General features: G+C 73.1%; 25 protein-coding genes. 8 read left to right on the top strand and 17 right to left on the bottom strand.

The genetic code is table 11. The features are described 5' to 3' along the window. Window positions 1-9 precede the first annotated feature (9 nt). The 3 genes from ACFY0I_RS37490 to ACFY0I_RS37500 all read left to right on the top strand — a co-directional run bounded on the left by ACFY0I_RS37490 (window position 10) and on the right by ACFY0I_RS37500 (window position 2,017). Window positions 10-480, top strand: coding sequence for a protein kilB (locus ACFY0I_RS37490; RefSeq protein WP_388904147.1), 471 nt, complete (start codon window positions 10-12; stop codon window positions 478-480). A 124-nt stretch (window positions 481-604) separates the two neighbouring features. Next, window positions 605-1,111: a DinB family protein gene (locus ACFY0I_RS37495; protein ID WP_388904148.1), complete on the top strand. Its 507-nt coding sequence runs from the start codon at window positions 605-607 to the stop codon at window positions 1,109-1,111. A gap of 63 nt (window positions 1,112-1,174) precedes the next feature. Then, a complete protein-coding gene (locus ACFY0I_RS37500) occupies window positions 1,175-2,017 on the top strand; it encodes a helix-turn-helix transcriptional regulator (RefSeq protein ID WP_388904149.1) in 843 nt (280 codons plus the stop codon). Window positions 2,018-2,053: 36 nt separating this feature from the next. On the opposite strand, the gene ACFY0I_RS37505 is transcribed toward ACFY0I_RS37500, so the two are convergent. Together ACFY0I_RS37505 and ACFY0I_RS37510 are read right to left on the bottom strand one after the other, a co-directional pair. Beyond that, entirely contained in the window at window positions 2,054-2,767 is a 714-nt protein-coding gene (locus tag ACFY0I_RS37505; RefSeq protein WP_388904150.1) for an Atu4866 domain-containing protein, read from the bottom strand. Window positions 2,768-2,834: 67 nt separating this feature from the next. Further along, complete coding sequence (locus tag ACFY0I_RS37510; RefSeq protein WP_388904151.1) at window positions 2,835-4,238, bottom strand: amidohydrolase family protein; 1,404 nt, start codon at window positions 4,236-4,238, stop codon at window positions 2,835-2,837. 225 nt (window positions 4,239-4,463) lie between these two features. Between ACFY0I_RS37510 and ACFY0I_RS37515 the strand changes: the two genes are divergently transcribed. After that, on the top strand, window positions 4,464-5,102 hold the full coding sequence (locus ACFY0I_RS37515; RefSeq protein WP_388904152.1) for a hypothetical protein: 639 nt from the start codon (window positions 4,464-4,466) through the stop codon (window positions 5,100-5,102). 48 nt (window positions 5,103-5,150) lie between these two features. Here the strand turns inward: ACFY0I_RS37515 and ACFY0I_RS37520 are convergent, their stop codons facing one another. From ACFY0I_RS37520 to ACFY0I_RS37545, 6 genes are all read right to left on the bottom strand, one after another. Next, complete coding sequence (locus tag ACFY0I_RS37520; protein ID WP_388904153.1) at window positions 5,151-5,513, bottom strand: hypothetical protein; 363 nt, start codon at window positions 5,511-5,513, stop codon at window positions 5,151-5,153. A gap of 155 nt (window positions 5,514-5,668) precedes the next feature. Beyond that, window positions 5,669-6,022: a PRC-barrel domain-containing protein gene (locus tag ACFY0I_RS37525; protein ID WP_383997860.1), complete on the bottom strand. Its 354-nt coding sequence runs from the start codon at window positions 6,020-6,022 to the stop codon at window positions 5,669-5,671. Window positions 6,023-6,181: 159 nt separating this feature from the next. Then, window positions 6,182-6,343 carry a hypothetical protein gene (locus ACFY0I_RS37530; protein ID WP_053676175.1) on the bottom strand — a complete coding sequence of 54 codons (162 nt, stop codon included), beginning with the start codon at window positions 6,341-6,343 and terminating at the stop codon, window positions 6,182-6,184. Window positions 6,344-6,451: 108 nt separating this feature from the next. Then, a complete protein-coding gene (locus ACFY0I_RS37535) occupies window positions 6,452-7,150 on the bottom strand; it encodes a nucleotidyl transferase AbiEii/AbiGii toxin family protein (RefSeq protein ID WP_388904154.1) in 699 nt (232 codons plus the stop codon). A gap of 10 nt (window positions 7,151-7,160) precedes the next feature. Then, entirely contained in the window at window positions 7,161-7,532 is a 372-nt protein-coding gene (locus ACFY0I_RS37540) for a hypothetical protein (RefSeq protein ID WP_388904155.1), read from the bottom strand. 66 nt (window positions 7,533-7,598) lie between these two features. Continuing rightward, a complete protein-coding gene (locus ACFY0I_RS37545) occupies window positions 7,599-9,134 on the bottom strand; it encodes a tryptophan 7-halogenase (RefSeq protein WP_388904156.1) in 1,536 nt (511 codons plus the stop codon). Between the two features lie 161 nt (window positions 9,135-9,295). Between ACFY0I_RS37545 and ACFY0I_RS37550 the strand changes: the two genes are divergently transcribed. Then, the gene (locus ACFY0I_RS37550; protein WP_362881572.1) at window positions 9,296-9,523 is read left to right on the top strand and encodes a DUF6269 family protein; all 228 of its coding nucleotides are present in this window, start codon (window positions 9,296-9,298) and stop codon (window positions 9,521-9,523) included. A gap of 153 nt (window positions 9,524-9,676) precedes the next feature. Here ACFY0I_RS37550 and ACFY0I_RS37555 read toward each other — a convergent pair whose 3' ends face one another. Further along, window positions 9,677-11,677: a BTAD domain-containing putative transcriptional regulator gene (locus ACFY0I_RS37555; RefSeq protein ID WP_388904157.1), complete on the bottom strand. Its 2,001-nt coding sequence runs from the start codon at window positions 11,675-11,677 to the stop codon at window positions 9,677-9,679. 155 nt (window positions 11,678-11,832) lie between these two features. On the opposite strand from ACFY0I_RS37555, the gene ACFY0I_RS37560 reads away from it, so the two are divergent. Further along, window positions 11,833-12,102, top strand: coding sequence for a hypothetical protein (locus tag ACFY0I_RS37560; RefSeq protein WP_388904158.1), 270 nt, complete (start codon window positions 11,833-11,835; stop codon window positions 12,100-12,102). An 87-nt stretch (window positions 12,103-12,189) separates the two neighbouring features. Here ACFY0I_RS37560 and ACFY0I_RS37565 read toward each other — a convergent pair whose 3' ends face one another. The 8 genes from ACFY0I_RS37565 to ACFY0I_RS37600 form a co-directional block, all read right to left on the bottom strand. After that, a complete protein-coding gene (locus ACFY0I_RS37565) occupies window positions 12,190-15,177 on the bottom strand; it encodes a BTAD domain-containing putative transcriptional regulator (protein ID WP_388904160.1) in 2,988 nt (995 codons plus the stop codon). Between the two features lie 129 nt (window positions 15,178-15,306). Then, a complete protein-coding gene (locus tag ACFY0I_RS37570) occupies window positions 15,307-15,615 on the bottom strand; it encodes an acyl-CoA carboxylase epsilon subunit (RefSeq protein ID WP_388904161.1) in 309 nt (102 codons plus the stop codon). A gap of 10 nt (window positions 15,616-15,625) precedes the next feature. Further along, window positions 15,626-17,167 (bottom strand): acyl-CoA carboxylase subunit beta, encoded by a 1,542-nt coding sequence (locus ACFY0I_RS37575; protein ID WP_388904177.1) that lies wholly within the window; start codon window positions 17,165-17,167, stop codon window positions 15,626-15,628. A gap of 26 nt (window positions 17,168-17,193) precedes the next feature. Then, window positions 17,194-18,264: a polyprenyl synthetase family protein gene (locus ACFY0I_RS37580; RefSeq protein ID WP_388904162.1), complete on the bottom strand. Its 1,071-nt coding sequence runs from the start codon at window positions 18,262-18,264 to the stop codon at window positions 17,194-17,196. Window positions 18,265-18,405: 141 nt separating this feature from the next. Next, on the bottom strand, window positions 18,406-18,900 hold the full coding sequence (locus ACFY0I_RS37585; RefSeq protein WP_388904163.1) for a lasso peptide biosynthesis B2 protein: 495 nt from the start codon (window positions 18,898-18,900) through the stop codon (window positions 18,406-18,408). Continuing rightward, complete coding sequence (locus tag ACFY0I_RS37590) at window positions 18,897-19,154, bottom strand: lasso peptide biosynthesis PqqD family chaperone (protein WP_362881558.1); 258 nt, start codon at window positions 19,152-19,154, stop codon at window positions 18,897-18,899. Before ACFY0I_RS37590 ends, ACFY0I_RS37585 begins: the two co-directional genes overlap by 4 nt. Next, complete coding sequence (locus ACFY0I_RS37595) at window positions 19,151-20,989, bottom strand: asparagine synthase-related protein (RefSeq protein WP_388904164.1); 1,839 nt, start codon at window positions 20,987-20,989, stop codon at window positions 19,151-19,153. Before ACFY0I_RS37595 ends, ACFY0I_RS37590 begins: the two co-directional genes overlap by 4 nt. Before the next feature lie 22 nt (window positions 20,990-21,011). After that, window positions 21,012-21,131: a keywimysin-related RiPP gene (locus tag ACFY0I_RS37600; protein ID WP_362881555.1), complete on the bottom strand. Its 120-nt coding sequence runs from the start codon at window positions 21,129-21,131 to the stop codon at window positions 21,012-21,014. Between the two features lie 307 nt (window positions 21,132-21,438). Here ACFY0I_RS37600 and ACFY0I_RS37605 point away from each other — a divergent pair, with 307 nt between their 5' ends. Together ACFY0I_RS37605 and ACFY0I_RS37610 are read left to right on the top strand one after the other, a co-directional pair. Then, window positions 21,439-22,152, top strand: coding sequence for a hypothetical protein (locus ACFY0I_RS37605; protein WP_388904166.1), 714 nt, complete (start codon window positions 21,439-21,441; stop codon window positions 22,150-22,152). 108 nt (window positions 22,153-22,260) lie between these two features. Beyond that, the gene (locus ACFY0I_RS37610) at window positions 22,261-24,459 is read left to right on the top strand and encodes an MMPL family transporter (protein ID WP_388904167.1); all 2,199 of its coding nucleotides are present in this window, start codon (window positions 22,261-22,263) and stop codon (window positions 24,457-24,459) included. The last annotated feature ends 2 nt before the right edge of the window (window positions 24,460-24,461 follow it).

Consider the following 24,461-nt stretch of genomic DNA (forward strand, 5'->3'; position numbering starts at 1 on the left):
CGACACCTGATGTCCATATGGCCTTCGATCGTCGCCGTACTCGGTACCCTCGCCGGTGCCCTGACCGCCGGGATCCTCCAGCACCGTTCGGCGCGTACCGCACGCGTCGAGGAGCGTGCCGTCAGCCACCGCCAGGACCAGCTCGGCGCCGTCACCGACTTCGCGGCCGCCTTGGACGCGCACCGTTCGGCGATCTTCCACCGGGAGCGTCTGGCGCTGACCGGGGCGGGCACCGAACACCAGTTGGAGGCCCAGACGAAGTCCCACGACACCCGGGCGGCGATCACCGCGCCCCACATCCGGCTTCAGATCCTGGTCCCCGAACTGGCCGGACCGGCTCAACTGGCCGCGGACGCCACCTACGTGCTGCGCAAGGCCGCCGACCGGAGCGAGCTGGACGCCCGTCGGCACGCGGCCAAGGCGGCGTCCGTCGCCTTCATCACCGCGGCCGCCGCACTGCTGAGCCCCGACCACCGCTGACCGCCGAGCGGTGGCGGTGAGCGGTGGCGGTGAGCGGTGGCGGTCAGGGCGCCCGCGGGGCGCCGGTAGGGGCCGTCGATAAACGGCTCGACATCGGTCGCACCGATCGGGGACTCTTCGGGCGATGACCAGAATCGACGACACGCCGCCCGCGTGGGACGAGCGCACCCAGCTCACCACGTTCCTCGACTACGCACGCGACACCGCCCGCACCAAGTGCGACGGCGTCTCCGCGGAGAACGCGCGCAAGGCGCTCCTCCCGGGCTCGCCACTGATGACCATGAGCGGTTTGATCAACCACCTCCGCTGGGTCGAGTACTACTGGTTCCACGTGGTCTTCCTCGGGGAGGAGGACCAGGGTCCCTGGACCGATGAGGACCCCGACCGCGAGATGCGCATCGCCGTCGACTTCCCGCTCGCGCAACTGCTCGACGAGTACGCCGCCGAGAGCGCGCGCCACCGCGAGCTGGTCGCGGGCAACAGCTTGGACGAGAAGGCCCGGCGGGCCGGCCGCAGCGGCCTGCACGTCGACCTGCGCTGGATCCTGCTCCACCTCACCGAGGAGACGGCCCGACACAACGGCCACCTCGACATCCTGCGCGAGATGCTCGACGGCACGACCGGCGACTAGCGGGCCGTGACCGGGTACGGCGCACCCAGGCAGCCCGTGGGGGCGGCGGCTTAGCCTGAGCGGGTGACCAGCAACGATCTCGGAGATTTCCTGCGCGCTCGCCGTGCCCGCCTGCGACCCGGTGACGTCGGGCTGGCCTCGTACGGTGCCCGCCGGGTGGCGGGGCTGCGGCGGGAGGAGGTCGCCGTCCTGGCCGGGATGAACAGCGATTACTACGCCCGCCTCGAACAGGGCCGCGAACGCAGCCCGTCCCCGCAGATCCTCGAATCCATCGGCAACGCCCTGCGGATGGACGACGAGGCCCGGGAGCACCTGTTCCGGCTGGCGGGCACCGCACCGGAGGGCGAGCGGCCGCGACCTCGGGAAACGGTCAGTGCCCCGCTGCGGCAGCTGCTGGACGGTTACCCGAACGCCGCGGCGTTCGTCCTGAACCCGGCCACCGACTTCCTGGCGTCGAACGCGCTGGCCGACGCGCTGTTCTCAGCGTTCGCGAAGCCGGACAACCTGGCCCGGATGACCTTCCTCGATCCGGCCGCCCGAACCTTCTTCACCCGGTGGGAGCGGGCGGCCGAGGGGGTCGTCGCCGCGTTGCGCCACGCCACGGGCCTCGACCCGCACTATCGGCAACTGCACGATCTCGTCGGCTCGCTGGTGGAGGAGAGCGAGGAGTTCGCCGCGCTGTGGTCCTCGCACACCGTGTACGGCAAGACCCGTGACGGCAAGGAGCTCCTCCACCCCGACGTCGGTCCGCTCTCGCTCACCTTCCAGACCTTCGACGTGCGCGGGGCGTCGGGTCAGCAACTGGTGGTCTACCAGGCCGAACCGGGAAGCCCGGGCGCCCAGGCCCTCGCCCTGCTCGGGAGCCTGCACGCCACCCGCCGCCGGGAGTCCGCGACGGAGCACTGACCGGATCGCGGGAGCGCGGCGGGGTGCGAGGTTCCGTCAGAGGCGGCGGGTGAAGCGGTATCCGGCGTGGTGCAGGACGCCGTCCCGGAACTCGCCGAAGGCCCAGAAGCCCAGGTCGTCCAGGTAGTCGATGCGGTTGCCGGTGATCCAGTAGCGGCCTCGGTAAGCGCTGGGGCGCTCGCCGCGTGCCTCGTCGTAGCGGCCGTCGGGCAGCAGTTCCTGGCGTACGAAGTCCTTGTCGTCGACCCACGTCCCCAGGAACGGGTGCGCCCGATCGGCGTCGTGGATCGGCTCGCCCCGTCGGGGCTCCACGGCGGCGGCGTTCAGGTCGAGGGGACGACCGTTCCAGAGGCGGACCTGTCCGGCGGTGACCAGGATGTCGAGGTGCGTGCCGGTGGGGGTGCCGGGGGCGTCGGCCAGGCGCAGGACGGCGATGTCGGCGGGCCGGCCGGGGGTGAGGGTCGCGGCGGGGCGCCGGGTGGTGAAGTCGGCGGTGGCGGGCAGGACGAGGGTGCCCGCGCAGTCGATGACGATCATGTTGTCGTCGCCGGCCGCGGTCAGCAGGCCGGGGCCGATTCCCACGATCACCGTGCCGCCGATGAGGACGTCGGCCTCCCGCCAGTCGCCCAGCAGCGGGTCGCCGGTGACCACGGCGCCGCCGGTCAGCAACAGCGGCCTGCCTTCCGGGGCGCGCAGATCGTGTGGGACGCCGCCGTCACGGCGTGGGCCACCCCGGTGATCGGTTGTCATGTCAGTACCTGCTTCGGTCGTCGGAGGAGCCGTGGAGGGACATCGGCGGAAGGGTCGGGTGCACCGGTCAGGCCGCCGCGGGGGTGGTGGTGAGCACGTGCTCCCGCGAGGCGTGGACCTCGTCGCGCAGGGCGGGCAGGTCGACGTCGAGGACCTGGCCGTTCCATTTGCGTACCGCGCCGTTGATGAGGACGGCGCTGATGTTGCGGGCGTCGGAGCCCAGGACGACGGTGCCGATCGGGTCGTTGAGCGGCATGTTGTTGAGGTCCTCGGCCCGGATGACGAGCAGGTCGGCCTTCTTGCCCGGGGTGAGCGAGCCGGTGACGTCGGCGAGGCCGTTGGTGCGGGCGCCCTGGAGGGTGGCGAAGTCCAGGACGTCGTGGGTGGTGATGCGGTTCGGCTGCCGGTCGGTGCCGTGGACGGCGTTGGCGGCGCGCATCCGCTGGATGGCGTGCAGGGCCCGCATCTGGGTGAACATGTCGCTGGCCAGGGCCACCTCCACGTCGATGCTGAGACCCGGGCGCACCCCGACCGAGAGGGCCTCGTCGATCGCGGGGATCGCGGTCTCCAGTCCGATCTGGGCGTCCGAGGTCGGGGCCAGGGCGATGGTCGTGCCGCTGTTCCCGATCGCCCGCCATGCCGCCGGGGTCAGGCCGGTGGCGTGGATGAGGGTGAGGTCGGGGCCGAGGATGCCGGCCTTCTCCCACCTGAGGACGGCCTCCGAGGACGCGGCCCCGAAGACGGCGTCCACGCTCACGCCGATCCCCAGTTCGGCGGCCGTGCGGGCGAGTTCGGTGCCGTGGGCGAGGGCGGGACCGGCTATCGCGTCGGTGGCGAGGGCTGCCAGCCGTAGCGTCAGCAGTTGGTCCTCGTGGGCGAAGTAGGTGTCCTTGAGGCGGGCCAGGTCGCCGGGCCACTGTCGGTCCCAGTCACCGAAGTGCGGGCCCATGGAGGCGTGCACGCCGCGGATGCCGGTGTCGATGAGGGCTTGGACGGCGGCGTCGGAGTGCTCGGGGGTGCGCGCGTTGTGGGAGAAGTCGAGCATGCAGGTGATGCCGCCGTCGATCGCCGTGAGAGCGGCCAGTTTGGTGCCGACGTACATGTCGTGGGGCCGGTAGACGGTGGCGTGGCCGGCGAGGGTGGACATCACGTAGGCGCCGAGGTCGTCGACGTCCGGCATGATCCGGCGCAGCTGGGTTTGCCAGGCGTGCCGGTGCGTGTCGACGAAGCCGGGGGCGAGGATGGTTCCGGTGGCTTCGACGACCACGGCGCCGTCCCGGCTCAGGTCGTTGCCGATCGCGGCGATGGTCTCGTCCTCGACGAGCAGATCCGCGCCGTGGAGGACGCCGAGGTCGGGGTCCATGGTGACGATGGTCGCGCCGGTGAACAGGATGCGCCGCCGCTCGCGGTCGGCGGACCGTCGGCGGAGCTGTTCGAGTACGGCAGGGCTGGTGGTGTCGGGGGGAGTCACGGGAGGTCCGTCCGTTCCGTCATGCCGGGGCGGAGGGGGCGAGGGCCCGTGCGGCCGCGCGGCGACGCGCCTGCGCGCCCGCCGTCGCCGCCTCCGCGCAGTGGGTGATGTCCCCAGCCTCGGCCCGTCCCCCGGCGACAACCAGGCCGCCGCTTGCCCGGGTACGGCGCACCCCGGCTGCGTGGGGGTGCGGGCGCCGTGGCCTTCGGGGACCCCCGGCGGTGGGTGGATGACGACCCGGCCCTGTCGGATCCGGGGGTCCGCTCCACGACGTCGGCCCCGCAGCTCGGGCTGTGGCTGACGAACGTGCGCAGGCCCGGCGGGCTGGGCAAGGACCCCGTGCGGGCCCGCCGGCGGGCCGACGAGCTCGCCGCGATCGATCCGGACTGGAACCCCGGTCCGCTGGGTTGGACCGTGGATTGGCAACGTCACCTCACGTACCCGCGGCAGGCCCTGACGGCCGGGGCGGGCGTCGACGACATCGTGCCCGGGGTCACTCGGCACGGTGACGACATCGGACGCCGGCTCGCCACGCAGCGTCGCGACTGGAACCGGCTGAACGCGGAGCAGCGGCGGCGGCTCGGCGGGCTGGGAGTGACGGCGGCCGTCCGGGTCCCCGGGACCGCGACGGGGCCGGCGCCCGAACGCGGCGGCGCGGCCTTCGAGCAGGGCCTCGAAGCCCTCGCGCGGTACGTGCGCAGGGAAGGCACCGGCGTGGTCCCCCGCGGCCACGTCGAACTGCTCCCGTACAGCGGTGAACACCGCACGGGGGTGTGGCTCATGAACCACGAGCAGCGCCGCGACCGCCTCGACCCGCGCCGGCTCGCCGCCCTCGCCGCACTCGGCGTCGACTGGGCGCGGTAGGGCGGAAGTGGACCGGCGCCGGGCTTCCGGGGCGAGTGGAGTCCCGCGTCACCAGGTGACGAAGCCCTCGGGGTCCAGGGCGTTCGCCCTGTCGCGGAGGTCGTCGGAGATGTCGTCCCAGGAGGGTCCGAACGCCGCCAGGTTGATGGCCGCCGCCCGCATCAGCGCCGGCTCGTCGGGCCGCTGGAGCAGGATCAGGCGGTATCCGAGGTTGCGGACCCAGACGGGCAGGAAGCCGTCGACCACGTTGGGGCACAGCGCGTGCAGCATCGCGAGGATCTCGTCGGCATCGGCGAAGGTGAGTTCCTCGGTGAAGTACATCGAGTGGTGATCGCGTACGTCACAGTCGGGCGTCGGAGCGTACTCGTCGCCCCACAGGCACCGGGCGTGCTCCGTCAACGTGGTGTGCATGCGCCGAACCTACGGGATGGTTGGCCGTGTCTCGTCAACCGCATCGGCATCGGCATCGGCGCACCGCTCCGGTTGCGTGGGCCCGGGTACGGCGAAGGGCCGGGGCGGCAACCGTGTGGTCGCCGCCCCGGCCCCGACGCTTGGGCCATGCGCCGTCAGATGCGGTTCGGGCCGCCGTAGTGGCCGCCGACCTGGCGGTGGTAGTCCTCGTTGCCGAGGTGCTTGTCCTTGTCGAACTCCGGAGCGGCCTTGATCTGCTCCTTGGTCCGGTCGACGTAGACCTTCTGCTCGTCGGCGTCGACGCGCTGGACCGTACCGGCGGGAAGGAGCACTTCCTTGCCGAAGATCCACGGGCCGGTGTCGACGACGAGGTACGCCGACCCGACCTCGTCGGAGTGCTTGTCGACCTTGCCGATGGAGCCGTCCGTGGCCTCGACCTTGTAGCCGGTCAGGTCCGTACCGGCCAGGTGGCCGGACGTCTCGCGGTAACCCCATACGTTCTCAGTCATACGAACAACTCCTTCATTGATTTCGGTGATTGCTTTCCCGGAGTTCTTTTTGGGAAGACCCCGGGATGCCACACCGTCAGAAATTCGCCTGCCCCGGAAATGCCGATCGACACTCCCCCGGGCCGCGTGTTTCACATGCGGGGCGGGTACGTCGCCGGTCTACCAGCGGTACCAGCGGCCGCTGCCGCCCTTGGGGCGGGCGACGAATCCGACCAGCCACAGCACCAGTACGGCGATGGCGACCCACCAAAGGATCTTCACCGCGAAACCGGCACCGAAGAGGATCAGAGCGAGCAGAAGAACAAGCAGCAGGGGAACCATGTGTATTACCTCCGAGGCTCCTTCTGTCCGGCGCCCGGGGAAGCATGCGCATGAATCTTATTTGTTTCTTATCGGCGCAGGCGGGAAGTCGAGGGGCCCTCATACGGGCTACGCGTAGGGCTCGTCGTCCTGGTCGTCGTCCTGCTCGTCGTCCTGGTCGGCGGACAGCCGGGGGCCGATGTCGTCGGCCCAGGACCGGGCCCAGGACCGGAGGGTGGCGATGGCGTCGTCGTCGAGGCCGTAGGCGGCGAACTCCTCGTCGTCGTACCAGTCGGCGCCGCCGAGGCGGGCGTGCAGGTCGTCGAGGCGGAACTCGTCGCGGCCGTGCCGGGCGCCGAGTCGCTCCAGACCCGCGAAGGGGTGGTGGCGGTGCGCGGCGTGGACGTCGATGAGGTCGCGCACCGCTCCGCGGTCGGCCAGGGCCCGGACCTTGGTGCCGATGACGTCGTCGAGCGCGAGGACCGGCCCGTACTCGGTGTCCTGCGGCGCGGACCAGAGGTTCTCCTTCAGGACGTCGACCTCGCAGCGCCCGCCGCCGCGGAGGTCGGTGACCATCATGCGGGCGGACAGCGGGTCCACGCCGATGACGTCGACGCCCCAGCCGCGCTTGGTGAGCTCGTGGACCAGGTCGGCGGCGATGTCGTCCATCGGGGCCGGGTTCTCGGTGGCGACGTCGAGGTCCTGGCTGAGGCGGTCGACGAGGCCGTGGGCCTGGACGGCGTAGCCGCCGGTGATCACCAGGGGGTACGGGCTGCCGATGGCGATGACGTCGGCGAGGAGCCGGCGGTGGAGCGCGCTGAGGTTCACCCGGCGGGGCTCACGCGGCCGGGAAGGCCGCCCGGGGGGCGAGCCGCGGGAAGGCGTCCTCCCAGACCTGCCGGACGTGGCGGCTGATGAGGGTGCGCAGGACGGGCCACTGCGCGATCAGCAGGTGCTGGTCGAGCAGGCCGGTCAGGTCCTCGCGCAGGCCTTCCGCGAGGACGGTGCGGTAGAGGCTCATGCGCTGGCGCGGCCGGTCCAGGTCGTACGTGCGCAGCCCCGACCAGGCGATGTGCGGGGGCAGCGCGACCGGTCCGCAGGTGGGGCCGGTCAGCTCGCCGAGGGAGGCGGGCAGCCGGTCGGCGTACCGGGTGCGCAGGACCTCGCCGGCCATGGTCGGGGGGACGGGAGAGGAGAGCTGCTGCGCCATGGGGCCAGTATCGCGCGTCCCACCCGCCCCCGGCACCGCGGACGTGACATCCCGCTCCGGGTGCGGTCAGCACCTGCGACCGCCGACCCGAGCCGCCGGCCCGGGGGACGGGAGGGCGCGGTGGGCGGTCGGGGCGTGCAGTCGGGCGAGGTAGTCGTGGGCCGTGGGGAGGGTTTCCAGGAGGGTGCGCTGGTGGCGCTCGATACGGCTGAAGTGCTCCTCGGCGGCGCGCAGGGCGCCGGGATGACGTGCGAGGGCCGCGGGCGGGGCGGCCGTACCCGGGCTGAAGGCGGTCAGCAGGGCGCGCAGCGGCAGTTCGTCGGGGGTCGGTGCGAGGCCGGCGCGGTGGGTTTCCAGGGCCGCTCGCGCGGTGTCCGAGAGGACCGGCGTCCGCCGGGCCGGATGCCGCAGCCGCACGAGGTCGAGGGCCCGCTCGTGGTGCGCCGCGGCCGCCCGGTTGAACCGGGCCGCGGGCGCCTCCGGGGTGTCGGCGGCGGGGAAGTCCCGGATCAGGCGGTCCAGCAGGTCCAGGGTGACGGCGTGGTCCTCGGCCAGGGGGTCGGTGAAGCCTGCGGCCGTACCGAGGGCCACGCAGTTGTTCACCCAGGAGCGCCGGGGCCGTCCCGGGCGGTGCCGGGTGTGGGTGAGTCGCGGCGGCGTCCCGCGCGGGTCGAGGGCGCCGGTGAGGCCCCGGGCCGCTTCGTCGGGGGTGGTGCGGCCGCTCGCGTAGGCCGCGCCGGCGCCCTGGCGGCCGAGCAGGGGCAGGCGCCACGTCCAGCCGCCGCGTACCGCGGTGGCGGTGGTGTACGGCTCGACGCCGTGCAGGGCGCTGTCGTGAGGGACCGTCATGGTGATGCTGCTGTCGGTGGGGACGAGGTCCGTCTCGTCGGTGAAGGGTTCGGCCAGCACACCGCCGATCAGCGAGCGGGACTCGCCCGTGCAGTCCAGGACGAGGTCGGCGTTCAGGGTGCCGCGCGTGGTGTGCAGGGCCGTCACCCTGCCGCGGGTGTCGCGGTCGGCGCCGAGCAGGTCACCGGTCAGCAGCCGGACCCCGTGGGTCCGGACAGCCCTCGCGCGCAGGAAATGGGTCAGCATCGTGGTGTCCGCGTGCCAGCCGTAGGGAATTGCCGCCCGGCCGTCCAGCCAGCGCGGTGATTTCTTCGCGTCCATGAGCGGGGGCTCGCGAAAACAGGCGTGGTCGGGAGGGGCGACGGTCCGTCCGGAGGTACGGCGCAGGGTCCAGGCGTCGGAGAGCGGAAATCCCTCGCAGTCCGGGATCGGGCTGCTCCGCGGAATGTAGACGTGCGTGTGCGGGGCCGACCAGTCCACGTATTTGACCGCCGCGGAGAAAGAGGCGTCGGCGGCCCGCATCCATGCGTCCTCCAGGACGCCGAGCGGGTCGAAGAGGGTGCGCTGCGCGGTCGGCGCCAGCGCCGTGACCTGCCCGGACGGGCGGTGCGGGGTCTCCAGGACGGTGATGCGGACCGTGCCGGGGAAGGCGGAGGCGAGCCGGGCGGCGGCGATCCAGGCGGTGAGGGTACCGCCGGCGATCACCACGTCCGTGCGGGGGGCGGGGGCGGTCCGTTCCGCGCTCTTGTCCATGGGAAAAGGGTGGGGAGCCGCTCTGCATTCCCTCCATATTCCATCCATGGAGCAGCTGTATTCGGGGTGCGAGCCGGAAAGGAGATCGCCCATAGGGGCTGATTCCAATCTGTTGGTGCGGGACCTGAACGGGGCCCGGAACCGACAGGAGGAAATCGGAAATGTTCGAGCTGCCCCAGGTCCAGCACCCCTTGGACATCCTGACCGAGATCGAGAACACCGCGGCGGTGGATCAGGAACTGCTGCTGCGCGACGGCGCCACCCCGTGGGCCGATCTGCTCGCGGACTACGTCGACGCGCTGAACGAGCTGGCCGTGCGGGGCACCGCGGAGAACGGCTGGATCGCGACGTACGGCCTGGACGAGGGGCACGCGGGAGGCTGCGGCTGACGGCGCCGGAACACGGCGCCGGCGGCCCGGTGGGATTCACCGGGCCGCCGCGGGAAGGGACGCCGAGGGGGCCTCGGACGTCGGAATGTCGGGACGTCGGGACGGACGTCGGGAGAGACGCCGGGACGGACGTCGGGCGTCGCGAGGGACGTGTCAGTGGACGAGTACGCGGGTCCGGGCGAAGAGCCTGACCAGGGGGGCCAGGTGGTAGCGGGGGACGGCGCCCTCGGTGTGCCTCCCCGGTTCGAGGAGGCGGGCGTCGGCGAGGCGGTCGAGGACGTCCTCGGCCTCGTGGTGCGGGAGGTCGAGGACGGCGGCGGCGTCGGCCGGGGTGAGCACCCGCAGGCCGGCGGCGGTGAGCGCGTCGAGGGCTGCCGCGGTGGGTCCGTCGAGGCCTTCCAGGGTCGGGCGCAGCGTGGCGGCCAGGTCGAGGCTGCCGATGCGGAGTTCGGCCAACCGGCCGTCCTCGGCCGCGAGCCGGGCGGCGAGCCGGGACACGGGCCAGTGGGGTCGGTCGGCGAGCCGGGCCGCGGCGATGCGCAGGGCGAGCGGGAGCCGGTCGCAGTACTCGGCGACCCGGGCGACGGATGCCGCGTCGGCGGCGAGCCGTTCGGGGCCGACGATCCGGGCGAGGAGGCGGGTCGCCTCGGCGGGGGTCATCGGGCCCAGCCGGACCAGGCGGGTGCCGGCGAGGCCGGCGAGGCCGGGGCGGATGCCGGTGACGACGGTACGGGAGTCCCCGCCGCCCGGCAGGAGGGGACGTACCTGGGTGTCGTCGGCGGCGTTGTCGAGGACGACGAGCACGCGGCGGCCGGCGAGGAGGGTGCGGTAGAGCGCGGTGCGCTCCTCGACGCCGTCGGGGATGCGGTGTTCGTCCACCCCGAGGGCGCGCAGGAACCATCCGAGGACCTGGCGGGGCGGGCACGGCGTGCCGTCGGCGGTGCGCAGGTCGGCGTAGAGCCGGCCCCCGGGGAAGTCGCGGCGGACGCGTTCGGCGGCGTGCAGGGCCAGGGCGGACTTGCCGGTGCCGGGGGCGCCGGTCACGACCACGTCCTGGCCCGCGCCGAGCGCGGCGAGCACCTCGCGCAGTTCCGTCCCGCGCCCGGTGAAGTCGCCGGGGGCGGCGGGGCAGCCGTGCGGGGTCGGGTAGGGGGGCGTCGCGGGCGCGGCGGCCGTGGGGGGCAAGGCGTCCGTCGCGGGCACGGCGGTCGGCGCCGGCGCCACGGCCGTTGCCGCCTGCACCGGCAGGGCGGGCACGGCGGTCGGCGCGGCCACTGCCGCTGCCATTGCCACTGCCGCTGTCGTGGACAGGGCAGGCACCGCGAGCGGCACGGGCGGCACGGGCGGCATGGGCGTCGCGGCCGGGTCTCGGGGCGGGGCCGGGGCCGGGAGCGCGGTGTCGCGTCGCGGGGGCGTCGGGCCCGGCAGGGTCCCGGCGAGGATCTGCTGGTGCAGGGTGCGCAGTTCGGGGCCGGGGTCGATGCCGAGTTCCTCGGCGAGGAGGCGGCGGCCCGCTTCGTACGCCGTGAGGGCGTCGGGTCGGCGGCCACAGCGGTCGAGGGCCGTCATCAGCTGCGCGCGCAGCCGTTCGCGCAGCGGGTGGCGGGTGACCGCGCGGGTCAGGACCGGAACGAGCGTGGTGTGCTCGCCCAGGGCCAGGGCGGCCTCCGTGTGGTGTTCCACGGTGGCCAGGTGGGTCTCGGTCATGCCGGGGCCCTCGGCGGTGGCGAGGTGGTCGGTGACGTCGCTGAGGGCCGGGCCGTGCCACAGGGCGAGGGCGTCGGCGAGGCGGCGTTCGGCATCGGCGTGCCGGCCCGCGCGGAGGTCGGCGCGGCCGGCGTCGGCGAGCTGCTGGAAGGTGTGCCAGTCGACGGTGCGGGCACCGGTGTCCAGGCGGTAGCCGGCGCCGTGCCGCTCCAGGCCGTGGCCCGGCCCGAGCCGGGTGCGCAGCCGGGAGACGTACGTGTAGAGCTGGCTCGTGCTCGTGGCGGGCGGTTCCTCGCCCCACAGGAGGGTCGTGAGGCGCTCGTCCGTGACGACCCGGCCGTTCGCGAGGAGCAGGGCGGCCAGCACGGTGCGCTGCTTGGCGCCGTCCAGGGCGACCGGACGGCCGTCGAGCTCGGCCGCCACGGGCCCGAGGAGCGTGAAGTCCATGGTCTCCTCCGCGTCTTCGCCGGCGGGCCCGGACCGTCCGTGCCGCCGTGCGAAAAGCTAGTGACCTGCGATTTTTCATCGCCCTCGGATCGATTTCAGTGGAGCGAAAGCGCTTTGAAAGCGGGGAAAAACGACGTCTCCCTAGCTTGGTGGACATGCCGAAGGGCAGCGCCGAGACCGACCCGAAGGAGACCCTCGTGAACCGCATCGCCCGCACCGCCCGCCGCACCGCCGCCACCGCCGTTCTCGCCCCGATGGGCCGGGTCGCCGCCACCACGGCGGTCCTCGTGGCCGCCCTCGGTGCGGCCACGGTCACCACCGCGGCCGGGGACGATCCGTGGGTCTCGGTCAGCGCCGCTGCCACGATGGACGACCCGTGGGTCTCCGCCCCGGCCTCGACCCTCCAGGACGACCCGTGGGTCTGAGACGACACGATCCCCGCGTGAACGCCATGAACGCCATGAACGCCGTGAGGGCCGGGAGCGCCGAGACCGCCGGGGACCCCGCCGACGTCAGGGTCGTACGAGCGCGAACAGCTGTGGTGAGCCGACCGGTTCGCCTTCCGCGAGCACCACCAGGATCCGCTCCACCCGATCCCGCCACACCGGCGAACCGACCTCCGTGAACAGCTCCGTCGCGGCCCGCAGGCTGCCCGCGGCGCCGGCCCGGTCCCCTCGCAGCATCAGTACGCTTCCCAGCACTCCGGCCGCCCGTGCCTCCAGGAACGTGTCCGGGACCTCCGACGCGGTCCGCACCGCGCCGCGCAGCACCGACTCGGCCTCGTCCAGCCGGTCCTGGCACCACAGGGCCTCGCCCAGGGCGCGCAGCACATGGGCCTCGCCCCGCCGGTCGCCGCTGCCCAGCACCAGTTCCATGGCCCGCCGGCAGGCCTCCTCCGCCCGCGCGCCGTCCCTGCTCTGCAGCAGCGCCTCGGCCAGCCGCACCGTGCTGTGCGCCTCCGCCCGTACGGTGCCCAGCCCCCGGCTCTTGGCCACGGCCTCCGAGGACAGCATCAGCGATGCCTGCGCGTTGCCGCGTTCCAGCTCGATCTGCGCCAACATGCCCAGCACATGGGTCTCGGCGTAGTGGTCGCCGACCTCCCGGAAGATCTCCAGCGAGAGCCGGCCCCGCTCCACCGCACCGTCCAGATCGCCCCGGTGGCGTTCGCACAGCGCCAGGTTCCGGAGCACCAGGGCGCGGCCCTGGGCCTGGTCCAACTCCTCGAACAGGTGGAGGGCCAAGTTCAGGCGGGCGTACGCGCTGTCGTGGTCCCACCGGATGATCTCCAGGGTGCCCAACGACTGCTGCATCGCCGCCTCCCCCAGCCGGTCGCCGGTGCGGCGGGCGGCGTCCAGGGCGGCTTCGGCAGACTCGCGCCAGTCCTCCAGGTAGTTGCGGCTCTGGAAGAGCGTCACGCTGGACATCGTCAGGTCCCAGGCGTAGCCCGACTCGTCGTCCCGGGCCGCCTGCTGGATCAGCGCGGTGAGGGAGGGGCGTTCCGCTTCGAGCCACTCCATCGGGTCCTCCAGCAGGTCGGAGGCCAGGTGGTCCGGCAGCTCGCGCACCGGGGCGGTGCCGGGTACCACGGTGTAGTCGCCGCCGTAGATGCGGCGGTGCGCCGCCTTCGCCAGGCCCAGCCACACCGCGCAGGCCCGGCGCAGGGCGGCGCGCAGTTCCGCCTCGCCGTCCTCGGCCACGGCGCATTCGCGGGCGAACAGGCGCAGCAGGTCCTGGAAGCGGTAGCGGACGTGGCCGCCTCCCGCGCTGAGGGGTTCCAGCAGTTGGGCGTCGACGAGGTGCTCGATGAGGTCCTCGGCGTCGACGGGGTCGATGTCGAGGAGGGCCGCGCCGGACCAGGCCGAGAACTCGGTGATGTTGAGCGAGCCCAGCAGGCGGAACATGCGGGCGGTGTCGGCGGGCAGGTCGCGGTAGCTCAGTCTGAAGCCCGCCCGGACGCCGCGCGAGTCGAGGCTGAGCTCGTCCAACCGGCGGCGCTGGTCCTCCAGGCGGGCGACCAGGGTACGGACCGTCCAGTGCGGTTTCGCGGCGAGCCGGGCGGCGGCGATGCGCAGGGCGAGGGGCAGCCGGTCGCACAGTTCGCTCAGCCGGTTGGCTCCCACCGGGTCCGCGGTGAACCGGTCGTCGCCCGCGACCTTGGAGAGCAGGGTGATGGCCTCGTCCTGGCCGAGCGAGGCCAGGTGCAGCGGCACGAAGGCGTAGTCACCGGCCAGCGCCCCGCCCATGTTGTCGCGGCTGGTCACCAGCACGCAGCAGCCCGAGGTGCCCGGCAGCAGGGGGCGGATCTGTTGGAAGGAACGGGCGTTGTCCAGCACGATCAGGACCCGGCGGCCGTCCAGGACGCTCCGGAAGAGGGCGGTCCGTTCGGCCTGTTCGTCGGGGATCTGCGGGCCGGGCACACCGAGTGCGCGCAGGAAGCGGTCCAGGACGGCGCCCGGTCGGCGGGGGGCCTCCTCGTCGTAGCCGCGCAGGTCGGCGAAGAGCTGCCCGTCGGGGAAGCGGGACGCGACCTGGTGCGACCAGTGCACGGCCAGGGCCGTTTTGCCCACGCCGCCGGTGCCGACGATCGAGCCGACGGGCAGGGAGGGGCCGCCCTGGTGTTCCAGCAGCCGGTCCAGGGAGGCGAGTTCGGTGGCGCGTCCCGTGAAGGAGGCGGGCGCGGGCGGCAGGTGGGCGGGTACGGCGGCCGCGGCGACGGCCGGGGTGACGCTCCCGTCGGCCGGTGTCAGCCGGGGCGAGTCGGCGAGGATGTCGTCGTGCAGTTCCCGCAGGGCGGGTCCGGGGTCGATGCCGAGTTCCTCGGCGAGCAGCCGGCGGCCGATCCGGTAGGCCTCCAGGGCCTCGGCGCGGCGCCCGGAGCGGTACTGGGCGAGCATCAGCTGGCCGAGGGCCTGTTCGCGCAGCGGGTGTTCCCGGACGAAGCCGGTGAGTTCGCCGATCAGTTCGCGGTGCCCGCCCTGTTCGAGGCGGATCGCGGTCAGCTGCTCGTGGACGCCCAGGCGCAGTTCGGTCAGTCGGGCCGCCTCCGCCTCGACCCGTTCGGCGGTGACGCCGGCCAGGGCCGGGCCCCGCCACATGGCGAGGGCCTCCTCGAAGTGGGCGCGGGCCTCGTCGCCGCGGCCTCGGCGGGCCGCCTCCCGGCCCTCGGCGGCCCGTTCCTCGAACTCGACGGCGTCGATGCGGTGCTCGCCGGTGTGGAGCATGTAGCCGGGGTGGCTGGTGACCAGCAGGTCGTCGAGGCCGACGGCCGTCTTGAGGGTCTTGCGCAGCGCGGAGACGCAGATGGCGATCTGGTTGCGGGCGGTGGCGGGCGGGTTGCCGTGCCAGACGGCGTCGGCGAGGGTGTCGACGGAGACCACCCGGCCCGGTCTGAGCAGCAGCATCGACATGATGGTGCGCTGTCGGGCTCCCTGGAGGGCGACGGGGCGGCCCTCCGCGCTGATGTCCAGGGGGCCCAGGATCCGGAACACCAGCTGGAGCACGGCTGCCCTCCTCACTCGGCCGCAGCCGTACCCGGCGACCGGTGGGCCGCCTTCCTCTGGGGTACAGGTCGCGCCCGGGGCGGACAACGCGGGCGGCAGCAAGCTGCCAGGCCCCGGCCCCGGCGCAGGTCAGCCGCCTGCCTGCCAGGAGGCGGGCGGGAGCAGTCCGGAGGGCTGCCAGGGCGCGGCCCGGTCGGCCGTCGCCCGGGCGGGGCCGTGGTGAGCGGCCGTCAGGGCGGCGATCAGGGCGGCCACGGCGGCGAGTTCCTCGGGGGTGGGGCGGCCGTTGATGACCTTGAAGAGGGCGGGGGCAAGGGGGCCGTCCAGTACCGGGGTGGCGGCTCCGGCGGGCAGCGGCGCCCGGGTCGCGGCGGGCGGTGTCGTGGGCCGGGCCTCGAGGGGTGCCTCGGGGGGTGCCGCGGGCAGGGTCATGGGCATGGAACCGTCCTCACATCGGGGGGTTGCCGTGCTTGCGGGTGGGGGTGACGGCGTGCTTGGTGCGGAGCATGCCGAGGGCTCCGATCAGGGCGGAGCGGGTGTCGGCCGGGTCGATGACGTCGTCCACGAGCCCGCGTTCGGCGGCGTAGTAGGGGTGCATCAGCTCCGCCTTGTACTCCTTGACGAGCTGCCCGCGTACGGCCTCCGGGTCGTCGGCCGCGGCGATCCGGCGGCGGAAGACGACGTTCGCGGCTCCTTCGGCGCCCATCACCGCGATCTCGTTGGCCGGCCACGCGAAGGAGACGTCGGTGCCGATGGAACGGGAGTCCATGACGATGTACGCGCCGCCGTACGCCTTGCGCAGGATGACCTGGACGCGGGGGACGGTCGCGTTGCAGTACGCGTACAGCAGCTTGGCGCCGTGTCGGATGATGCCGCCGTGCTCCTGGTCGACGCCGGGCAGGAAGCCGGGGACGTCGACCAGTGTGACGAGCGGGATCGAGAAGGCGTCGCACAGTTGGACGAAGCGGGCGGCCTTCTCGGAGGAGTGGATGTCGAGGACTCCGGCCAGGGACTGCGGCTGACTGGCGACGATGCCGACGACCTGCCCGCCCAGCCGCGCGAGGGTGGTGATGACGCTGGTGGCCCAGCGTTCGTGGACCTCCATGTGATCGCCGTCGTCGACGATCTCCGTGATGACCTCGCGCATGTCGTAGGGGCGGCTGCCGTCGAGCGGCACCAGGTCGAGCAAGCGCTCGCAGCGCCGGTCGACGGGGTCGTCACAGGGTGCGGGGGGCGGGGTGGAACGGTTGTTGGAGGGCAGCATCGTGATGAGGTAGCGGACCTCGGAGATGCAGGTCTCCTCGTCGTCGTACGCGAAGTGCGCGACGCCCGAGGTCTCGGCGTGCACGTCGGCGCCGCCGAGCCCGTTCTGGGTGATCTCCTCGCCGGTCACCGCGCGGACCACGTCGGGGCCGGTGATGAACATCTGCGAGGTGTCACGGACCATGAACACGAAGTCCGTCAGCGCCGGCGAGTAGGCGGCGCCGCCCGCGCACGGACCGAGCATGACGCTGATCTGCGGGATGACGCCCGAGGCTTCGGTGTTGCGCCGGAAGATGCCGCCGTAGCCGGCCAGCGCCGAGACGCCCTCCTGGATGCGGGCGCCCGCGCCGTCGTTGAGGGAGACCAGCGGGGCGCCGGCCGCGATGGCCATGTCCATGATCTTGTGGATCTTCGTCGCGTGGGCCTCGCCCAGCGCCCCGCCGAAGATCCGGAAATCGTGCGCGTAGACGAAGACCGTACGGCCCTCGACCTCGCCCCAGCCGGTGATGACGCCGTCGGTGTGCGGCCGTCTGTCCTCCAGGCCGAAGCCGGTCGCGCGGTGTCGGCGCAGCTGCTCGACCTCGTGGAACGACCCCTCGTCGAGGAGCAGCGCGATGCGCTCGCGGGCCGTCAGCTTGCCCTTGGCGTGCTGCGCCTCGGTGGCGGCCGGAACGCCGTCGAGCACTTCCCGGCGGATGCGGACGAGTTCGGCGACGCGTTCGGCCATGGTCATGGGCAGCGGCTCCTTGCGGTTCAGCTGGTGCGGAGGGCGACGTAGTCGCAGAGGGCGAGCAGGGCCCGCCGGGCGGGCAGGGCGGGCAGGGCGGGCAGGGAGGCGAGGGCGGTACGGGCGCGGTCCAGTCGACGGTGCATCACGGCCTCGGTCTCGGCCGGTGCCTGTGAGCGCTCGAACAGGTCCAGGGCGCGCGGGAGGGCGGCGGCCGGGACGGGGCCGGCGTGGAGGAGGTCGCGCAGTTCGGCATCGGCCGGATCGGTGCTCTCGCGGGCCAGCAGCACCGGCAGGCTCTGTACGCCGGCCAGCAGGTCCTTGCCGCGTTCCTTGCCGGTGAGTTCGGCCGGGGAGGTCAGGTCCAGGAGGTCGTCGGCTATCTGGAAGGCGATGCCGAGCTGCTCGCCGCAGTCGGTGAGGGCGGCGACGGCCGCGGCGGGGGCGCAGGCCTGGGTGGCGCCGATGCCGAGCGACATCGCGAGCAGGGCGGCGGTCTTGCCGGCGGCCACGTGGAAGTAGTGGGTGACCGGGTCCTCGTCGGGGCCCGGACCGGCGAGTTCTCGGAGCTGGCCGGCGACGAGCCGTCCGGCGGCCCGGGCGTTGAGGTGCACGGCGGCGGGTCCGAGGTCGGCGGCGAGCTGGGCGGCGCGGGCGAGCAGCCAGTCCCCGCCGAGGACGGCGGCGCGCTCGCCCCAGCGGGCGTGGGCGCTGGGTACCCCGTGGCGGGTGGCGGCGCCGTCCATGACGTCGTCGTGGTAGAGCGAGGCGATGTGGACGAGTTCGGAGATGGCGGCGGCCTGCGTCACCCCGGGGGTCCACGGATCGCCGAACTCGGCGCCGAGCAGGACCAGCAGGGGCCGCAGCCGCTTGCCGCCGGCGTCGGCAAGGTGGCCGGTGAGGGCGGCCACCCGGGGGTCGAGGGCGTCGTGCGCGGTGGCCTGGAGCCACTTCTCGGCCCGGGTCAGGGCTTCCCGCATCCGGGTCTCGAACTCGGGTTCGTCCAGGGCCAGTCGGCTCAGCAGCCCGGCCGCGGGGAGGTCCGGCGACACGGACGCGTCGGCCCCGCGTAATTGTCCCGCACCCACAGCACCCATGGGGAATCCCCTTCGCGAACGGACGAACCGGTGACGTTCAGATATGCGCTCGGACCAGCCTCGGTCGCGCTCCCGTTGCCGGACAACAGCACTGACATGAAGGTGCCAGTACGACGGACACCGGCGCCGACCAGCGGTTTGTCAGCTTCCTGCCGACGTGGCGCCGTCCCGGTCCGACGAGCCGGCGGGCCCCCGGCGGGAACGCCGCCCCTGGTGCGGGCCGACCGTGATCAGTCGGGACCAGCTCTCGTAGCGTCCCTTCTCGCCGATCAGCCCGCCCTCGGCCTCCACCCAGGCGTGCGCCGTGAACGGTGGCGCGGCCCGTACGCCGACGCACCACGTCGGCCAGGCGCCCCGGCTGCGGCAGAGCAGTGCGACCGCGACGGAGCGCGGCAGGCAACTGCGCATGCCGTTCATGGCGAGGCTGGCCTCCAGTACGGCGCCGCGGGCCCGCAGCGCCTGCGCGGCCGTCGCCGGGGCGGCTCCGCGGCTCAGGAACGTGAGCACCCGCCTCAGGCGGTGCGGTGCGAGGAGGACCAGCAGCCGGGCCGCGCCGACCAGGGTCCGGATCCACAGCCGCCGTCGCAGCGGCAGTCGGGCGCCGCGGTCTCTCGGGAGGGCGGTGGTCAGGCTCATTCCTGCACCACCCCGGCGGCCCGCATGGCCGCGAGGAGCGCGTGCACGTCGGCGGCGGCCCGTTCCTCGTCGACCTCGAAGGCCTCGGTCAGGCGCAGCACCGCCTCCGTGGAACCGCCCCCGTCCAGCAGGGTGCGGGCGATCACCGCGGCGCTCGGGTTGAGCTGCCAGTACTCGCCGCTGCGGCCGTCCAGGAGCACTCCTCCGTACTCGGTGTCGGCGACGCTGAGGTGCTCGCGGTTGCGGAGTTTCATGCCGTTCTCCCAGTGGTTCGGGTGGATGCCGTGCCTGCCGTGCGCAGCCAGGACTCGCAGGCGAGCGTGGAGTACAGGGCGTTGTCGGCGAGTTCGGACGAGCCGGGGGCCAGGCACAGCCGGCGCAGCGCCGCGGCGTCCACCAGCCCGGCGTCGGCGAGCGCGCTGTCCTCCCAGAGGGCGGCCAGTTCCTCGCGGTGGCGGTACAGGCCCGCCACGGCGTCCGGGGTTCCGTCGCCCTTGGTGCTGCGGCTCAGGTTGCGGGCGGGCACGATGCCGTGCATGGCCCGGGCCAGCAGGGGTTTGTACGCCCACGGGGTGACGCGGTCCTCGGGTCGTACGGACAGGGCCGCGTCGACCACCCGGTCGTCGAAGAACGGGTGGGCGACGGGTACGCCCGCCTGCCGCGCGGCATCGTCGTAGGCCCGCACCTCCTGGGTGCCCGCGTACACGGCCGCGAGCTCGACGTGGCGGGCTCGGTCGGGCGCGTACGGTCGTACGGAGCCCGCGGCGTCGGCCAGGACGCGTTCGGCGATGTCGAGGCAGTCGGGGGTGAACCAGGGGGCCACCACCGGCGGGTGCATCCAACCGAAGCCGGGTCGGCTGAGGGACAGCGAGCCGGAGGTGCGGACGGTGAGTCGGGCGAAGGCGGCGTGGTGGTCGCGGCGGTCGGCCAGTTCGCGCAGCACCTCGCGACGGGGCCAGGCGTAGAGGGTGCGGTAGCCGCGCAGGCGGGACAGCGCGAGCAGGGGCCTGCGGGTCAGCAGGGAGTGGTAGTGCCCCGCGCCACCGAAGAAGAGGTGGTCGCCGCCGATGCCGGTCAGGTGCAGTCGGGAGCCGCGTTCGGCCATCCGGGCGACCAGGGCGGTGGCCCGGTGGCGGCTGACGGCGAACGGCGAGGGCGCGTCCCAGCGGTCGCGGGGGTCGAGCACGCCGCTGTAGAACAGCGGCAGTTCGTCCTCCGGTTGGACGTGGTGCTCGGTGCCGGTCAGTTCCCGCGCGGCGAGTCGGGCCCAGTGGCCGTCCTCGTTCTCGCTCTCGTCGCCGGTGGAGGTGCAGGCGATCAGCCGCGCGCCCCGGGATTGCCGGGCGGCGAGGAAACAGATGGAGGTCGAGTCCAGGCCGCCGGAGAGGTCGGCGCTGATCAGCCCGCCGCCGTTCGTGCGTACGGACACCGCGGCGAGCAGGGCCGACCGCACCGCTGCTGCGCCCTCGGCGATCTTGAGGTGGGGTTCGGGCGGCCGGTGCCAGCGGTGTTCGCGGGGAGCGGCTCCGTCGGGGACGACCAGGCAGGAGCCGGGCGGCACCGCCTCGACGCCGTGCCACATGGCGCGCTGGTCGAGGGGGGCGGGTACGGGGTGGAACAGGCGCAGCGCCAACTGGGCCGTGTCGGGTCGCGCGCCGAGCAGCGCGGCGAGCTCGGCTGCCCGGTCGGCGGTGACGACGGTCCCGTCGGCGCGGCCGTGGAAGATCCGGCGGGTCCCGTACGCCGTGCCCTGCACCCGTAGCTGCCCGGCGACGGCGGCGATCAGGTGGAACTGGCCGGGCAGGGCGCCGGCCAGGGCGTCCAGGTCGGTGGGGGTGCGGACGTGGCGGGTGCGCTCGCGCAGTTCGTCGCCGTCGACGGCGAAGGAGCCGACGAGGGCGACGGCGGTGTCGCGGTGCCGGGCGACCAGGGGCGCGCCGTCGGGCCAGTGGCCGACGATCCAGGGCCGTCCGGAGCCGTGCGGGACCACCCCGAGTCCGGGGCGGTCCTCGCACAGGCGTCGGGCCACGGCGCCCGCGGCCTCGCAGTCCGGGAACGCGAAGAAGAAGGGCATGCCGTGGCCTGACATCACATCACTCCAGGGTGTCCGCTCAGACCATCGCGTACGGCGTGAACCAGTCGTTGCCGCGCGGGCCCCACAGTCCGGTCATCTCGCGGAAGGAGCCGGCGGCGGAGAAGAGCGGTGCCTCGTAAACGGCCTTCTTGGCCATGATGATTTCCCTCTCGAATTGATGGGTCGAACGAAAGTGCGCCCGTGGAATCGTGTGCGCTTCCGTGCGCTTCGTGTACTTCCGGGAAACAACGTCGCATCGATATGGCCACGCGGACGTCGGGCTGTCAGGATCGTGCCACGGGGCCGGGAGCCCGGGCAGCCTGCTGACAGCGGCTCCGCGGAGCGCCTTCCGACGGCCTGACCAGATCTGTGTCAGCTTCCTGCCAAACCTTTCCCGGGCCGGTTCGCCCCGCGGCCGGGCCCTTACGCTCCCTCACGGAAATCTCCGAGGAAGGCTTGAGGAATTGCGTAGGAAAATGATGCTCGGCGCCGCCGTATTCGCCGCCGCGACCATGTCGTTGACGGTCTCTTCGGCTTCGGCCGCCCCGATGGCCGACCCGGTGCCCGCGCCGTCCGTGCGCGCGTGCGGCGAGGTGCGGCTGACCGGGTCGCTGCCCGCGCCCCCGGCCGGCATGGCCGTGCGGCAGCAGGTCACCATCGGGGCCGACTGCAAGCCGGTGTTCGGCGAGGCCCGGCTGGTCCCCGCGCCGCGGGACGGCGCCGCGCAGAAGGCGGTCGGGAGCCGGCCGGCCGCCGCGGCCGGGGACGCCCGGGCCGCCACCGAGCGCCGGCTCACGAGCTGGAACGAGATGTACGACTGCTGCAACATCCGGATGACCGGCCTCTACACCACCTCCCGGTGGACCCCGGGGGACGGCCGGATCAGCACCGCGTCCACCACGGTCACGCAGGGCTGGAACCGGGAACCGTGGAACGCCGGTTGGTCGCTGAAGTCCGCCGTGCACAGCACCGACTGCACGACCGACTGCGGCGCCTCGCGCACCGAGGCGCACGCCGATTTCACGTACAAGGGAATCTTCGACTTCTCCGGAAACACCTACGCCAACGCGCACCACTCGTACGTCGACCTGAATGCGGACGGCACCGCGAACTGCCGCTTCGACGTACAGCTGCGCAACACCTTCATCGGCTGGAACTGGCAGCGCGGCTGTTCCTGAGGGCGGCGGGGGCGTGACAGCAACCGGACACGGTCGCAGCGCTCCGCGTCCCCGCTCCCTAGCCTCGTGGGACATATTCCTGACGTCCCACGCTTGTGAAGGAGTCTCATGTTCGGACGGATCGGACGCTTCGTCGTCCTCCGGCCCTGGGTGACCATCTCGGCCTGGCTGATAGCGGCGGTGGCGCTGGCCGTACTCGCCCCCCAGCTGAAGTCCACCAGTGACCAGGCCGAATTCCTGCCCTCCCATTACGAGTCCGTCCAGGCGGCGAAGGCACAGGAACGCGCGTTCCCCCAGCATGAGCAGCCGGCTGCCATCGCCGTCTTCCGGCGCGGCGACTCCAAGACGCTCACCGACGCCGACAAGGCCGCCGTGGCCAAGGTCTCCGCCGGTCTCCAGGCCAAGGGCCTGGACCTCATCAAGCGGGTGGAGAGCAGCCCCGACGCGGTCTCCCCCGACGGCACCGTCGCGCTGGCGCAGGTCGTCGCGACCGTCAAGGACCCCTACGACCCGGCGCTCGGGGAGTCGGTCAAGAAGCTGCGCGAGGAGGCGAAGTCGCTCCTCGTCGGCACGGACCTCTCGCTCGGTTTCACCGGGCAGGCGGCCAGTGCGGTGGATGCCAAGGAGGCTTCCGGCGACACCGACGCCATGATCATGTCGGCCACGCTGCTGCTCATCGTGGTGCTGCTGCTGCTCATCTTCCGCAGCCCGCTCATCGCGGTCCTGCCGGTGGTGATCATCGGTATGGCGTTCGTGGTGGCCACCGGACTGATCTCGACGGCGGTCGAGCTCTTCGGGCTGAAGGCGGACGGCTCCATATCCGCGATCCTGATCGTGGTCCTCTTCGGCGTCGGCACCGACTACATCCTCTTCCTGCTGTTCCGGTACCGCGAGCTGCTGCGCGGCGGCCAGGACCCCAAGCAGGCCATGATCAGCACGGTGGCATTGGTGGGCGAGACCATCGCGTCCGCCGCGGGTGCGGTCATCGTCGCGTTCCTGGCGCTGCTGCTGTCCACGATGGGCATGCTGCGCACCATGGGCCCCTCGCTGGCGATCTCGGTGGCGGTCGCCCTGGTGGCCGGTCTGACGCTGGTCCCGGCGGTCTTCTCGCTGCTGGGCGCCAAGGCGTTCTGGCCGTCCAAGGCTTGGCGCAAGGAGCCGAAGAACGTCCTCGCCGGCCGGATCGGCGGGCTCGCCGCCAAGCGTCCGGGCATCGTCGCGGGCGTCACCTCCGCCGTGCTCGCGGTGCTCGCCGTGGGTGTCCTCAGCTTCCACGCGGAGTTCGACGGTGACAGTTCGCTGCCGCAGAACACCGAGTCCGTGCAGGCGATGAAGGACCTCCAGCGCGGCTTCTCGGCCGGGCAGACCGACCCGACCACCGTCTACCTGGAACAGCGCGACGGCTCCGCCCTGGACCCGGCCCGGCTGGAGGCGTTCCGCGCCGCGCTGGGCGCCGTGGACGGGGTCGCCTCCGTCTCCCCCGCCACGCCCGGGGCCGGCGGCGGCATCGCCCAGTACAGCGTGGTGCTGAAGTTCAAGCCCACCGAGGACAAGGCGCTCTCCCTGGTCTCGGGTCCGCTGCGGGACGCCGCCCACGGGGCCGCGCCCGAGGGCGCCAGGGCCCTCGTCGGTGGCACGTCCGCGGTGCTCGCCGACATCAGCACGGCCGTCAACCGCGACTACAAGGTGGTCTTCCCGGCCGCCGGCCTGGCCATCATGCTCATCCTGGGCCTGCTGCTGCGCAGTCTGGTCGCCCCGCTGTACCTGATGGTGTCGGTCGCCCTCGGCTTCGCCGCCACCCTCGGCGCGACGGTCTGGCTCTTCCAGAACGGCGCGGGCGAGAAGGGCCTGCTGTTCACCCTGCCGATCATCGTCTACCTCTTCGTGGTCGCCATCGGTACGGACTACAACATCCTGATGGTGGCCCGGCTGCGCGAGGAGATAGGGGCCGGACGCAGCCCGCGCGAGGCGGTGCGGCGCGCCGTCACGGCCACCACGCCGACGATCAGCGCCGCCGCGGTCATCCTGGCCGGCACCTTCGGCGTGCTGATGCTCGCCAAGAACTCGATGCTCCAGCAGATGGGCTTCGCCGTGGCGTTCGGCATCCTGCTGTCCGCCTTCGTCATGGCGATGCTGCTGGTCCCGACGCTGACCAGCCTGCTGGGTCGGCACGCCTGGTGGCCCGGCCACCGGACCACCCTGCCGACCACCGCCGGCGATCGGGGCCCGGGCGCGGGCCCGGGCGGCCCGGGGAGCGGGGCAACCGGGTCGGGAACGTCCCGTACCGACGACCGAACGCTGGTCTGAGC

It is taken from the genome of Streptomyces sp. NPDC001568 (genome assembly GCF_042893755.1).
Taxonomy (GTDB): domain Bacteria; phylum Actinomycetota; class Actinomycetes; order Streptomycetales; family Streptomycetaceae; genus Streptomyces.